13 protein-coding genes are annotated in these 12,250 nt (G+C 53.4%); 4 read left to right on the top strand and 9 right to left on the bottom strand.

Annotation, left to right across the window (positions count from 1 at the left end; genetic code table 11):
* Positions 1-68 precede the first annotated feature (68 nt).
* Genes AAGR08_RS20610 through AAGR08_RS20600 form a run of 3 tightly spaced genes read right to left on the bottom strand, consistent with a single transcriptional unit; the run spans position 69 to position 1,951 of the window.
* Positions 69-875, bottom strand: coding sequence for a hypothetical protein (locus AAGR08_RS20610; RefSeq protein WP_345830625.1), 807 nt, complete (start codon positions 873-875; stop codon positions 69-71).
* Positions 872-1,402, bottom strand: coding sequence for a sigma-70 family RNA polymerase sigma factor (locus tag AAGR08_RS20605; protein ID WP_345830624.1), 531 nt, complete (start codon positions 1,400-1,402; stop codon positions 872-874). Before AAGR08_RS20605 ends, AAGR08_RS20610 begins: the two co-directional genes overlap by 4 nt.
* A 12-nt stretch (positions 1,403-1,414) precedes the next feature.
* Positions 1,415-1,951: a tetratricopeptide repeat protein gene (locus AAGR08_RS20600; protein ID WP_097097973.1), complete on the bottom strand. Its 537-nt coding sequence runs from the start codon at positions 1,949-1,951 to the stop codon at positions 1,415-1,417.
* A 207-nt stretch (positions 1,952-2,158) separates the two neighbouring features.
* Between AAGR08_RS20600 and AAGR08_RS20595 the strand changes: the two genes are divergently transcribed.
* Both AAGR08_RS20595 and AAGR08_RS20590 read left to right on the top strand, forming a co-directional pair.
* Positions 2,159-3,334 carry an efflux RND transporter periplasmic adaptor subunit gene (locus tag AAGR08_RS20595; RefSeq protein ID WP_345830622.1) on the top strand — a complete coding sequence of 392 codons (1,176 nt, stop codon included), beginning with the start codon at positions 2,159-2,161 and terminating at the stop codon, positions 3,332-3,334.
* On the top strand, positions 3,331-5,268 hold the full coding sequence (locus AAGR08_RS20590; protein ID WP_345830621.1) for a MacB family efflux pump subunit: 1,938 nt from the start codon (positions 3,331-3,333) through the stop codon (positions 5,266-5,268). The genes AAGR08_RS20595 and AAGR08_RS20590 overlap by 4 nt, the downstream gene beginning before the upstream one ends.
* A 120-nt stretch (positions 5,269-5,388) precedes the next feature.
* On the opposite strand, the gene AAGR08_RS20585 is transcribed toward AAGR08_RS20590, so the two are convergent.
* The gene (locus AAGR08_RS20585; RefSeq protein ID WP_097097976.1) at positions 5,389-6,216 is read right to left on the bottom strand and encodes a MurR/RpiR family transcriptional regulator; all 828 of its coding nucleotides are present in this window, start codon (positions 6,214-6,216) and stop codon (positions 5,389-5,391) included.
* A 154-nt stretch (positions 6,217-6,370) separates the two neighbouring features.
* On the opposite strand from AAGR08_RS20585, the gene AAGR08_RS20580 reads away from it, so the two are divergent.
* Both AAGR08_RS20580 and AAGR08_RS20575 read left to right on the top strand, forming a co-directional pair.
* Positions 6,371-7,930 (top strand): PTS transporter subunit EIIC, encoded by a 1,560-nt coding sequence (locus AAGR08_RS20580; protein WP_345830618.1) that lies wholly within the window; start codon positions 6,371-6,373, stop codon positions 7,928-7,930.
* Entirely contained in the window at positions 7,927-8,616 is a 690-nt protein-coding gene (locus AAGR08_RS20575; protein WP_345830617.1) for an N-acetylmannosamine-6-phosphate 2-epimerase, read from the top strand. The genes AAGR08_RS20580 and AAGR08_RS20575 overlap by 4 nt, the downstream gene beginning before the upstream one ends.
* A 163-nt stretch (positions 8,617-8,779) precedes the next feature.
* On the opposite strand, the gene AAGR08_RS20570 is transcribed toward AAGR08_RS20575, so the two are convergent.
* The 5 genes from AAGR08_RS20570 to AAGR08_RS20550 form a co-directional block, all read right to left on the bottom strand.
* On the bottom strand, positions 8,780-9,091 hold the full coding sequence (locus tag AAGR08_RS20570; RefSeq protein ID WP_097097979.1) for a cupin domain-containing protein: 312 nt from the start codon (positions 9,089-9,091) through the stop codon (positions 8,780-8,782).
* Between the two features lie 140 nt (positions 9,092-9,231).
* Positions 9,232-9,447, bottom strand: coding sequence for a YdgH/BhsA/McbA-like domain containing protein (locus AAGR08_RS20565; protein ID WP_097097980.1), 216 nt, complete (start codon positions 9,445-9,447; stop codon positions 9,232-9,234).
* A gap of 195 nt (positions 9,448-9,642) precedes the next feature.
* Positions 9,643-9,858, bottom strand: a complete 216-nt coding sequence (locus tag AAGR08_RS20560; protein WP_097097981.1) for a YdgH/BhsA/McbA-like domain containing protein — start codon at positions 9,856-9,858, stop codon at positions 9,643-9,645.
* Between the two features lie 118 nt (positions 9,859-9,976).
* Positions 9,977-10,873 (bottom strand): dihydrodipicolinate synthase family protein, encoded by an 897-nt coding sequence (locus AAGR08_RS20555; RefSeq protein WP_345830616.1) that lies wholly within the window; start codon positions 10,871-10,873, stop codon positions 9,977-9,979.
* A 115-nt stretch (positions 10,874-10,988) separates the two neighbouring features.
* Positions 10,989-12,077, bottom strand: a complete 1,089-nt coding sequence (locus AAGR08_RS20550; protein WP_345830615.1) for a hypothetical protein — start codon at positions 12,075-12,077, stop codon at positions 10,989-10,991.
* Between the last annotated feature and the right edge of the window lie 173 nt (positions 12,078-12,250).

The raw sequence follows: 12,250 nt of genomic DNA, 5'->3' as shown, positions 1-12,250 counted from the left end.
TAGCGGCGCAATTCATTGCGCCGCTACGAAAGGTGCGGTGATTTGATACGGCGCTTAACTGATCGGCATTACGCCATTAACATTCGGCTTAACGCTTGCGCCGTCTTTCTTAACTGCTCCGCCGGATTGCGTCCAATCAATACATACTGATAACCCGCACGATGCCACCACACGACATTCATGCCCTGTCTTTTTTCCTGCACCAGCTCGGTGGACTGCTGATGATCTTCGCGGGAAATGCACAGCGCCATCGGACCGTAATTGCTGTGATTCCAGGCAATCTGCGTGATTAACACATCATCATAACGCAGCATGCGCACGCTTTTCAGATTCGCTTCCGGCAGAGTTAATTGCGCGGGAGTGAGGTACAGATCAAGATCGCGCGCGGTTCGCGCCAGCGAACGTTGTAAAATCTGCGGTGAACTGTCGACGTCTGCCAGCGTTTCGGTGCTGTAAAGCGACATATACTGCGCTTCCAGCTCACGAATGTTGGCGCTTTCCCCCTTTTCTGCCTTCGCTGTGGGACGCGTCAGAAATCCCAGACCTCCACCAATCAGCAAAAAGCTGACGGAAGCGGCAATCATCGCGCGACGGCTCACCTGGGCGGGCATTTTCTGCGGCGTGGCTGGCGTATTAGCCAGCAGATATTCTAACCGTTGCGCCATGCGCGCCTGCGGTGCATCTCCCAGCAGAGAGGCAAATGCCTCGGCAAAAGGTTGATTGCTTTGCATCAACTCCGCCGTGCGCGCCGAGAGCGTCTCGCTGCGCTTAAGTTCGGTTTCAAACGCCTGCGCGTCTTCCACATGCATCTCACCATCCAGCCAGGCAACGATGGCCTCATCCGCGTAGGGCGAATTAAAACGAGCTGCCTTCACAAACGTTTCTCCCTTATCTCTGGCCGCGCGGTGATGGCGCTGGCCAAGGTGCTACGCGCCGCGGCGAGGCGGCTCATGATGGTACCAATGGGCACCGCCAGCGTAGCGGCGGCCTCCTGGTAGGTGAAGCCTTCAACGTAAACCAGAAAGACCGCGTTACGCTGTGCTTCCGGCAGCTGACCAACGCGCTGCATCACTTTGGCGTACTGCAAGCGCTCATCGCTGAGCGTCTGCAGATCGGGTGCCACCAACTCATCGCTATCGACGAAACCTTGTCCCACGCGAACCCGCTGCGCCCGAAGTTCGTTAATCCACACTGAGTGCAGCACGGTAAATAACCAGCGGTCGATGCGCGTACCCGGCGTGTAGTGGTGAGCGCGCTCGAGCGCCCGCACGCAGGTAGACTGCACCAGTTCTTCGGCCACGTCGCGATTACGTGATAACACCATCGCGTAACGCCACATGCGTGCCAGATGCGCGGCTAAATGCTGACGAACTTCAGTGCTGGTGATTTTTTTCTCCTCCAATAGCCGACATCGTCAGGCTTCAGGATGTCCCTGAATGGCCGCGTGTAAATCGCGGTACTCTTCGCAATCAACGCCACATAACGATTTAATAATGGTGAGCTGCTCTTGCGCCAGATCCGGACGACCTTTGATCATCCAGGCTTCCCCGAGGTATTCGCGCACTTTGGCATATTTGGGATCCAGCGCGATCGATTTCTGATAATAACGCATACCTTCATCGGTGCGTCCCAGCTTGCGCGTGGCATAACCACGATAATTCCACGCTTCTTTCGTGTTCTGATTATGTAACGTATCCAACAGAGTTAATGCAGCCTGGTATTCGCCTTTTTTCGCCAGATGATAGGCGTATTGGGTCTTATCACTGTCGCTCAGCATGCTGGTTTTTTCTGGCACGCAGGATTTGGATTTACTGTCATAAACCTGACCTTTCGGGCAATCCGGCGTTTTTTTGTCGCTATCATCGTCGCCCATCGCCAGTGCCGCCGGTACATGCAGCGCCAACAGCAAAGCCGGCATCGCTAACCAACGTAACTTCATTATCGTCTTCATCATTTTTCCTCACGGAGTGACATGTAACGCTAAGTTGTACTGAGTTAAAAAGTGACTCAGATAGGCTGTAAACAACTCAACTCACATTTCTATTCGGAAAAATTTACTTTTATTCCACTGCCACGTACTGCTGGTAAAAAACCGGCGAATTTTCTCCAGTTTGTCCCATTTAATGATTATGATTCTCACTTCATAAAAGGGACGCTTATGCTCAATATCTCAAAGAAGTGGTTGTCGATCGCGATCGCGCTGCTCATTATCCTGCTGCTCATCTGGCACTACGCCGGTTCAGGCACTAAACCAAATACCGTTGTGACCGCCGTGGTGCGCCAGGGCGACATCGAAAATGTGATTGCCGCAACCGGCAAAATGGATGCGGTGGAACGCGTAAATGTGGGGGCTCAGGTCTCCGGTCAGGTAAAAAAACTCTATATCAAGACCGGCGACAACGTGCGTAAAGGACAGCTGATTGCCGAGATTGACGATCAGCCCCAGCGTAGCGATTTGCGCAATGCGCAGGCAGCACTTAGCGTAGCGCAGGCCGATTTAGCGACGCGTGAAGCCACGCTGGTGCGACAGTTGGCGCAGTTCAAACGTTTGCAGCAGATGATTAAAACCAATGCGGTATCGCGCCAGGATTTTGACGAAGCTGCAGAAGCGTGGAGCATTGCGCAGGCGGAGCTGACGGCACAGAAAGCGCGCGTGATTCAGGCACAAATTGAGGTAGATAAGAAACAGCTCGATCTCGGTTACACCCGCATCATGGCGCCGATGGACGGCACCGTGGTCGCCATTGTCACCAAACAAGGCCAGACGGTGAATGCCGTGCAAACCGCGCCGACTATCGCCAAGCTGGCGCAGCTGGGCACCATGACCATCAAAGTGCAGATTTCTGAAGCAGACATCAATAACGTTCAGCCAGGCCAAAAGGCGTGGTTCACAACTTTCTCCAACCCGGATAAGCGCTATAACGCCACTTTGCGCAGCCTCGAACTGGCCCCCGAATCGGTGATGAAAGATGATGCGCTGATGGGCAACAGTGAAAGCACGCCGAGCAGCACGACGAACGCCGCAGTCTATTACAACGCCCTGCTCGATGTGCCGAACCCGGACAATGCGCTACGCATCTCCATGACGGCGCAGGTCAATCTGCTGCGCGACGCCGCTAAAAATACTCTGCTGGTGCCGGTGCAGGCGACAAAGAAAGATGCCGACGGTAAAACTTACGTCGAAATCCCTGATGCAGAAAATAAGCCGGTTAAACGTCTTATCACCACCGGCATTTCTGACAGCGTTGATATTCAGGTGCTGAGCGGATTAACAACCGGTGAAAAAGTGATTCTTGCTACCCAGACGGCGGGCGCAGACAAGGTGGTGATGTGAATATCATCGAACTGAAAAACATTCAGCGCAGCTATGTTAACGGTTCGCAATCTCTGCTCGTGCTGAAAAACATTAACCTGAGCATCGCCAGCGGCGAGTTGGTAGCGATCATTGGACCTTCCGGCTCGGGAAAATCCACGCTGCTGAATATTCTTGGCTGTCTTGATGCGCCGGACAGCGGCGATTATTTGATTGGAGGCCAGCATACCGCCACGTTATCGCCGGACGCGCTGGCGAAAGTGCGGCGTGAACATATTGGCTTTATCTTCCAGCGCTATCATTTAATGCCGGACCTTAGCGCTTTAAGCAACGTTGAAATTCCCTCCATTTACGCCAATCTGCAAGGCAAAGCGCGGCTGCAACGGGCGGCGGCGCTGCTGGCGCGTTTGGGTCTGGAAGGACGCGAACATCACAAACCGGGTGAACTTTCCGGCGGCCAGCAGCAGCGCGTGAGCATTGCGCGCGCGCTGATTAACGGTGCTGAAATCATTCTCGCCGATGAACCGACCGGCGCGCTGGACTCACATTCCGGTGAAGAGGTGCTGCGTATCCTGCACGATCTCAATCGTGAAGGTCACACTGTGATCATCGTGACGCATGATATGAAAGTGGCACAGCACGCCGATCGTATTATTGAGATCCAGGATGGTGAGATTTTTGCCGATAGCGGTCGCAAACAGGACACGACGCGCGCGCGTTATATCCCTGCGGCCCGTAAAAGTCAGAGCAAATTGCGCGGATGGGTTGATCGCTTGCGTGAATCGCTGCGCATGGCGTTGAATGCCATGAACGCACATCGGCTCCGTACCGCATTGACCATGACCGGCATTATTTTTGGCATCGCGGCGGTGGTTACGGTGGTAGCACTCGGCCAGGGCGCACGGCAAAAAACGCTGGAGAGTATCTCCGGTCTCGGCACCAACGTGGTGTCGGTGTACGCCGGTGGCGATTTTGTCGAAGATGAAGCGCACCCGGTTTTGACCCTGGTGATGGCAGATGCGGAAGTGATTGCGCGTCAACAGTTTGTCGCTGCTGTCAGTCCGGAGATGATCGCCAGCCAACCCATCCGCTATCTCTCTAACGACTCGAAGACCTCGGTGTATGGCGTGGGTAAAGAATATTTCCAGATTCAGGGTATCAAACTGCTGGAGGGCAGCAACTTCAGTGATGAACGCCATGCACGCCAGGAGATCATCATTGATACCAACACGCGCAACAAGCTGTTTGGTGAACACGGCGACAGCCCAATTGGCAAAATGATCGTATTGGGTTCAGTGCCGGTGCGCGTCATTGGCATCGCGGATAATAATGATGGCATGTCACCTAACCGGCTCAGCGTCTGGCTGCCGTGGAGCACGGTGATGTATCGCATCAGCGGGCAGACTGCGCTTACCAGCATCAGCATTAAGTTAAAAGATGACGTGGTCAGCGGCCCGGCGGTGGAGTCGTTGACGCAACTGCTGACTACGCGACACGGCACCAAAGATTTCCTGATGTTTAACCGCGATAAATACCGTAAGGCCATTGAAGATGCGGCGGCAACGTTAACCTTGTTGATTCTGTTAGTGGCATCAATTGCGCTGATGATTGGCAGCATTGGCGTGATGAACATCATGCTGGTGTCGGTCACGGAACGTACCCACGAAATCGGCGTGCGCATGGCGGTTGGCGCGCGGCGTGGTGACATTATGCAGCAATTTATGATTGAAGCGGTGCTGGTATGCCTGGTCGGCGGATCGCTCGGCGTCGCGTTAGCGCTGGTGATTGGCCCCATTATTAGCCTGCTGGCGGGCGGCATGATCACCGCAATATTCTCGTGGCAATCGGCAGGCGCAGCCTTTGCCTGCTCCACCATTATCGGCATGATTTTTGGCTACTTGCCGGCCCGCAAAGCGGCGCGCATGGATCCGGTCGCGGCGTTAGCCAGCGAGTGATTTGAAACGGTGCGCATCAATGCTCCATTTCGTATGATGCGTTCATTGAAACGGTGCGCATCAATGCGCACCCTACAACGTCGTAGGGTCGCCATTTATGGCGACCGTTAAGCACACAGCTCAGATCAACATCGGCAAGGTCGCAGTGGCCGTTTGCTGACTTGCCGCCAGATAACGCGCATCGTGCGTCATCAGTTCATTAATCAGCACTTCCACCAGCAGCATCGCACCCACTTTACCGCCCAACGCTCCCGCATTGAACGGCCCCTCGGGGCGGGCGGCCACCAGCAACATATCCGCTAAGCTGCCCATCGGACTGCGCAGCGTATTACTCAACATCAGCACCTGAGCGCCCTGCTTTTTTGCCACCTTCACCACGTGCATCACATCTTTAGTCGATCCGGAAGCAGAGATAGCGATCACCAAATCGCCCGTGGATAAAGTCGAGGCGTTCATCGCCGCGCGATGCATATCACCAAATAGCTGTGCCGATTTACCTAAGCGCAACAAACGATAGTGCAAATATTCACCGGTGATCGCACTGGCGGCTACGCCGTAAATCTGGATCGATTTGGCCTGATGCAGCGCATCTACCGCCTGCTGAAGCACTTCGCGATGAATGAATTTTCCGGTATCGCGTAATGCCTGCACGGTTTCTTCTACCAACATGTCAATGCTATCACCGCTGGCGATCGCCGCGGGCTGGCTGTGCTGTACATCCAGCGCCAGCGCCATTTTGAATTCGGTATAACCTTTGCAACCCAAATGACGGCAGAGACGCGTCACGCTGGCTTCGCTGGTTTCGGTCTCGCGCGCCAGTTCGGTGATGGTGAGATACAACACTCTCTGCGGTTCGGTGAGTATGAAATCGCCCAACTTTTGCAGCGTTGGGCTGTAGCCCGGCAATCCCTGTCGCAGGTGCAGCAAGATGTTTTCATTGTCCGTCATGGCAGCCTTCCCTTTTCGCGTCGTTGATGGCGCACAGTGTGCAGCAGATTAGGGCATAAGTGAAAGCTATCACAATAATGATGGAAATTTTCATCTGATGAATTAAATTGTGGTAATAATTTTTACCACAACAGCTCATCAAGGATAAAAATTTATGTCATCACACTTTAGCGGTGCTTCCTCAGGCAGCTGGTTTGAAAAAGCCCAGCGCTTTGGTAAGTCGTTTATGTTGCCAATTGCCGTTCTCCCGGCGGCGGGATTGCTGCTGGGTATTGGCGGCGCCCTCTCCAATCCCAACACGATTCAAGCCTATCCATTTCTCGATGTTGCCTGGCTACAGGGCGTGTTCACAATCATGGCGAGTGCCGGTTCGGTGGTGTTTGCCAACCTGGCGGTGCTGTTTGCGGTGGGTGTCGCGGTAGGATTGGCCAAAGGTGATAAAGGGACTGCGGGTCTTGCCTCGCTACTGGCTTATCTGGTGATGAATGCCACCATCAACGCGCTCCTCACGCTAACCGGCGTGATGGCAGAAAGCCATCTCAGCGCGGTGGGCCAAGGCATGGCACTCGGCATTCAGACGCTGGAAACGGGCGTGTTTGGTGGCGTAATTATTGGCTTGGTGACGGCAATACTGCACAACCGTTACAACAAAATTGCGCTGCCGCAGTTTCTTGGCTTCTTTGGCGGCTCGCGTTTCGTACCGATCATCAGTTCGTTGGCCGCCATTTTAGTCGGTGCGGCGATGACTATCGTCTGGCCGCACTTTCAAAAGTTAATTTTTGGTCTGGGAGGGCTAGTGGATGCAACCGGCTATTTCGGCACCTTTATTTACGGCTTCGTGCTGCGCATGCTCGGCCCGTTTGGCCTGCATCACATCTTCTATCTGCCATTCTGGACCACAGCGCTTGGAGGGAGCGAAGTGATCAATGGGCATTTGGTGGAAGGGACGCAGCGTATCTTCTTCGCCCAGCTCGCCGATCCCACTACGCAGCAATTCTATGTCGGTACATCACGCTTTATGTCCGGCCGCTTCATCACCATGATGTTTGGCCTGATTGGAGCATGTCTGGCGATGTATCACACCGCCAGACCGGAAAATCGTAAGCGCGTGGCCGGCTTGTTGTTATCAGCGGCGTTAACCTCCTTCCTCACGGGCATTACCGAACCGATTGAGTTCTCATTTCTCTTCGTTGCGCCGGTGCTCTACGTGATTCACGCCCTGTTCGATGGCCTGGCGTTTATGATCGCCCACCTCCTGCATATCACCATCGGCCAGACATTCTCCGGCGGACTGATTGATTTCATTCTTTTCGGCGTATTACAGGGCGAAGCGAAAACCCATTGGTGGTACGTACCGCTGGTTGGCGTGCCGTGGTTCCTGCTCTATTACTTTACCTTCCGCCTGCTGATTAGCCGTTTCAATTTCAAAACTCCCGGCCGCGAAGACAGCAACATCGAAAGCGCTCCCTTGATGGTTGGCGAGCGTCCACAGCAGGTGATCGCCGCATTAGGCGGCAAAGCGAATATTGTCGAGCTGGATTGCTGCGCCACACGCTTGCGTATCACCCTGCTGGACGGCAGCAAACTCAATGAAGACGCACTGAAAGCCACCGGCGCCCGCGCGGTGATCCAACGTGGCAAAGGCGTGCAGGTAATTTATGGTCCGCACGTCACCATTATCAAAAATGAAGTAGAGGAGTTACTCGCGCTATGAAAGCACCCATGCTGGCACAGATTAAAGGAAAACTGGTGGTCTCGTGCCAGGCGCTGGAAAATGAGCCGTTGCACAGTCCATTTATTATGTCGCGCATGGCGTTGGCGGCCAAAGAAGGCGGCGCGGCAGCGATTCGCGCTAATAGCCTGATTGACGTGCAGCAGATTATGCAAACCGTAAATCTGCCGATTATTGCCATTATCAAGCGCGACTATCCCGGCAGCGATGTCTATATCACCGCCACCTTGCAAGAAGTGGATGAGCTGATGGTGGCGAACCCCGCGATGATTGCTCTGGATGCTACGTTCCATCAACGCGCTGGCGACCTGCAGCTGCCCGCGCTGGTGGCAGCAATTCGCCAGCGCTATCCACAGCTGCTGCTGATGGCCGACATTGCTACGGTTGAAGAGGCCCGTCAGGCATCTCAGTTAGGCTTTGACTGCGTGGGCACCACGCTGCACGGTTACACCGCGGAAACGCAAGGCTGTTATTTGGCGGCCAATGAGTACCGCTTTCTGCGCGACGTGCTTGCAGCGGTCAACGTGCCGGTGATTGCCGAAGGGAATGTTGAAACGCCAGCTATGGCGGCACGCTGCCTCGCCCTTGGGGCGCATGCGGTGGTGGTCGGCGGTGCGATTACGCGTCCGCAACAGATCACTCGTCGCTTTGTGGATGCGATGCGTTAACGGTGCGGTGCCCTTAAAGGGCACCGCTAATAAGGTTATCCACAATCCCCGTGCGTAGAGTCGGCGTTATCCTGTGGATAAAACTCTTCTTACTGCATACAGCGCCTGATACACGCGCGCGGTTACTTTTTGCACGATTCATAAGCACGGCTGTGGCAGCCGACTAAATCGAGCCCGCTTTCTCAATCACCAGCACGCGCGCTTCGCCTTGCGGATGCGCGACATGTTCAGTGCCGATGCTGGCATAAAAGATATCGCCGGTATTGAGCAACACGCTTTGCACCTCTCCCGCTTCGCGGTAATGCATCTCTACCGTGCCATCCAGCACCGCAAACACTTCTTCTCCGTCATTGATGTGCCATTTGTAAGGTTGATTGGTCCAGTGCAAACGCACGCTGGTGCCTGAGAAATTTGCGATGTCTAGCGCATCCCATGCATTAGCGGGTGTGTAATTTTTACTGACATACGTTTTCATGACATATCCGATTAACTAAGGACTGCAACGATATTACACACCACGCCTCGCAAGCGTGGGACAGGTGCAGACCATTTACGGACATCCAGATACAGCAAAGCCGCCCGGAGGCGGCCTTAACACAACGTCTATTCAGAGACTTATTTGTACAGCTCAGCAGTCATGTGAACGCGGTTATTGGTGTTAGCTTCAGTAATTTTATACTGTGCGCCCTGCTGCTGTGCCTGAGCGGCAATTTTCGCTTCTGCGCCATCAAGCGTTGATGATTCAACTGAAATGCTTTGTGCAAAGCTGGCAGCAGACATCAGTGAAAGAGCGGCAACGGCGGCGATAGACAGTGTTTTGATGGTTTTCATGGTCATAATCCTTAGTGATTTATTAAGAAGGCTGTGTGCCTTCGATAAAAATAATAATAACTCAGGTTATCGTTTCAATATTAACCATTAGTGCGATCACGATAACTTACGTAACTATACGCTTCGTCGAGTTTTATATACAAAAAAGGCCGCCCGTAGGCGACCTGTTCTGGCACATCCGTATGCAACCATCCTTTATTTATACAGTTCAGCCGTCATGTGTACGACATTACCGTTGCTGGCTTCCAGGATGCGATATTGCTCGCCATTCTGTTTGGCCTGCGCAGCAATTTTGGCCTCAGCACCATCCAGAGTCAGCGAAGTGGCGGAAACGGTTTGTGCGAAGCTCGCAGCAGACATCAATGAAAGAGCGGCGGCAGCAGCGATAGTCAGTGTTTTGATAGTTTTCATGGTCATAATCCTTTAGGTGTTTGTTGTGAAGGCTGTGTGCCTTCGATGGAAACAATGATAACCAATGAAACTATTATCAGATTAACTATTAGTGCGATCACAGTTAATCACCTAACTATCACTCACCCAATTCCAGCCCGAGAATCACTTTATGGACTTCGGCAGCCTCAGCGGCAGCTAGCGGTCGCAACGGCCGCGGCAGACAATCCATCTCTGCCAGTCCCAAACTGCTTGCTGCGGCGGCGATGACGCGAAGACTTCCGCCGTGCCTGGTAAACAGCGCCCAAAGCGGTGCCAGACGTTGTGCCTGTGCGGCAACGCTAGCAAAATCTCCCGCCATTGCCGCATCAGTGATGGCTTTAGCGGTGCGCGGGAACAGTCCGCCACACACCGAATACCACAGGTCGCAACCGGCGATCAGCCCTGCACCCGCGAACGCATCGCCGCTCACGCCAATCGAGACGCTTGCTGGTAAGTCTGTACGCAATGCCTGTACCCGCTCCGTGGCGGCTGCAATATCCGCAGGTACGCCGGGGATTTTGATGGAAGCAATATGTGGCAGCGTGGCGATGCGGGCATGTAACGCATCAGAGAAAACAGTGTGGGTCGTACCGGGATTATCGTAAACGCAGATCGGCAGTGACACATGCCGCGAGACATCCTGATAAAAGCCAAACACCTCTTCATCATTCAATTTTTGATACGAAACGGCCGGTAGTAATAAGGCACTCGCGCCAGCCTGCTGCGCATCATCGGCCAGCCGCAGCACCTCATCAGTACTTATTGCGCCAATACTTACCATCACCGGAATGTTATCCGCATGCTGAACGGCCAGGGTAGCAATGCGCTTGCGCTGTTCACGCGTAAAATAGGCGTAGCTGCCGGTGGAACCTAATATGCCAAGCGAATCTACTTGTGCATCAGTTAGCCTTTTGAGGATGTTAAGAAAAGCTTTTTCGTCGATACCAGAAGCATTCAGCGGAGTCAGAGGAAACGCACTTAAACCTTTAAACATAACCAGCGCCTTATTAAGAGATAACAGTGAACAGAATCTTTTCCTGCTTGGTTATAAGCCATTAGAAACAAAAATGCCCTCTTACGAGGGCATAATTAACGCTGCAACCACAATCTTATTTCAATGCGATACGCGCAATCTGATCCTGGCCTTTAGTGGAGGAGTCTTTATTGAACTCCGCTTTCAGCGTGACATACAAAGTATTGTTGTCCGGACCAATCAGCAGGCTATTTGGATGGTTATCAAACGACCAGCTGTTTTTCACCGCATAGGTGGTGGCATCCAGCTGCAGCACTTTCTTCGATTCGCGCTGGCTAATGTAGATCTCATTACGCTTAGCATTAAACTTGATGCCCAGCGCATCACCTTCGATGCGTTTAATCACTTTGCCAGTACGCTCATCGAATACCAGCGTGGTCTTGCCTTTCGAATCATCGGTAACAAACAGTCGACCGGTGGCCGGGTCTTCCGCCATGTTCAGGAACAGGTACTCTTTACCATCGCCCGCAGTCCAGCGTTTTTCAATCTTATGCGTACGTGGATTGATCACCAAAATCTCACCTGCACCGTTGGTGGCATAAATACGCTCCGTCAGCGGTGAATAGATGATACCGGTCACCCATTTGCCCGCATTCTGGATGGTTGCTTTCAGCTTAAAGCTTTTCTCGTCAACCACGGAGATATAACCGGGATCCGCCACGCGGCCGACATATAACTCGTTACCGTGCCACAGCACTTCACGCGCGCCCGCCGGATAACCTTCTTTATCTTTCTTACCTGGGAAGACTAAACGCTGCAAAACCTTCCCCGTTTGCGCGTCCACTTTGGAGAGGGCGCCATCCAGCGAGTTGGTGGTATAGAACACGCTGCCTTCTTTATCAATCGCGGTACCGAAGTTTTTCAGATCGGTATGCGTTACCCCTTTGGTCGCCAAAGTGGTGGGATCGAGGCGGTAAATCACGCCGCCGTTGACGTCTTTGAAGCTCTGAGCACTGGCAACATAGAGCGCTTTCGCAGCAGGCGAGTACGCCATTTCATACAGTCCGTCACCCAGCGTGCGTTGGGTCAACGCAGTATCAGCAGGCTTGGCGGCAGCAGCTGGCGCTTCAGCTTTTTTAGCGGGTGCCTGACAAGCGGTCAGGCTGAATGCGGCAACAACCGCAGCAGCAACGGCCGCTTTGCGCGGGCTAAATAACGATTTCATGCTCAACTCCATCAATGGATGAACGGCCCCGTAGCACCTGTGCGCGTACGGAAAACACAAGAAGAATGAGAATCATACGCATTAGCATGAACTTAGCAACTCTTCCGACGCTTTTATCCCCTCCACACGCATTTCATTCCGGGAATAACGCTTTTCCAGACCCGCTAACGTCT

It is taken from the genome of Pantoea sp. BRR-3P, from assembly GCF_039621635.1.
In the GTDB taxonomy this organism is placed as follows: Bacteria; Pseudomonadota; Gammaproteobacteria; order Enterobacterales; family Enterobacteriaceae; genus Pantoea; species Pantoea floridensis.
This window is presented reverse-complemented; position numbering and strand designations above follow the sequence as displayed.

What these genes read in the sequence shown, in the direction of transcription:
- AAGR08_RS20600 (WP_097097973.1), bottom strand. Translation starts at nt 1,951, where the DNA reads ATGAAGACGATAATGAAGTTACGTTGGTTAGCGATGCCGGCTTTGCTG.
- AAGR08_RS20595 (WP_345830622.1), top strand. Translation starts at nt 2,159, where the DNA reads ATGCTCAATATCTCAAAGAAGTGGTTGTCGATCGCGATCGCGCTGCTC.
- AAGR08_RS20585 (WP_097097976.1), bottom strand. Translation starts at nt 6,216, where the DNA reads ATGACGGACAATGAAAACATCTTGCTGCACCTGCGACAGGGATTGCCG.
- AAGR08_RS20580 (WP_345830618.1), top strand. Translation starts at nt 6,371, where the DNA reads ATGTCATCACACTTTAGCGGTGCTTCCTCAGGCAGCTGGTTTGAAAAA.
- AAGR08_RS20575 (WP_345830617.1), top strand. Translation starts at nt 7,927, where the DNA reads ATGAAAGCACCCATGCTGGCACAGATTAAAGGAAAACTGGTGGTCTCG.
- AAGR08_RS20570 (WP_097097979.1), bottom strand. Translation starts at nt 9,091, where the DNA reads ATGAAAACGTATGTCAGTAAAAATTACACACCCGCTAATGCATGGGAT.
- AAGR08_RS20565 (WP_097097980.1), bottom strand. Translation starts at nt 9,447, where the DNA reads ATGAAAACCATCAAAACACTGTCTATCGCCGCCGTTGCCGCTCTTTCA.
- AAGR08_RS20560 (WP_097097981.1), bottom strand. Translation starts at nt 9,858, where the DNA reads ATGAAAACTATCAAAACACTGACTATCGCTGCTGCCGCCGCTCTTTCA.
- AAGR08_RS20555 (WP_345830616.1), bottom strand. Translation starts at nt 10,873, where the DNA reads ATGTTTAAAGGTTTAAGTGCGTTTCCTCTGACTCCGCTGAATGCTTCT.
- AAGR08_RS20550 (WP_345830615.1), bottom strand. Translation starts at nt 12,077, where the DNA reads ATGAAATCGTTATTTAGCCCGCGCAAAGCGGCCGTTGCTGCTGCGGTT.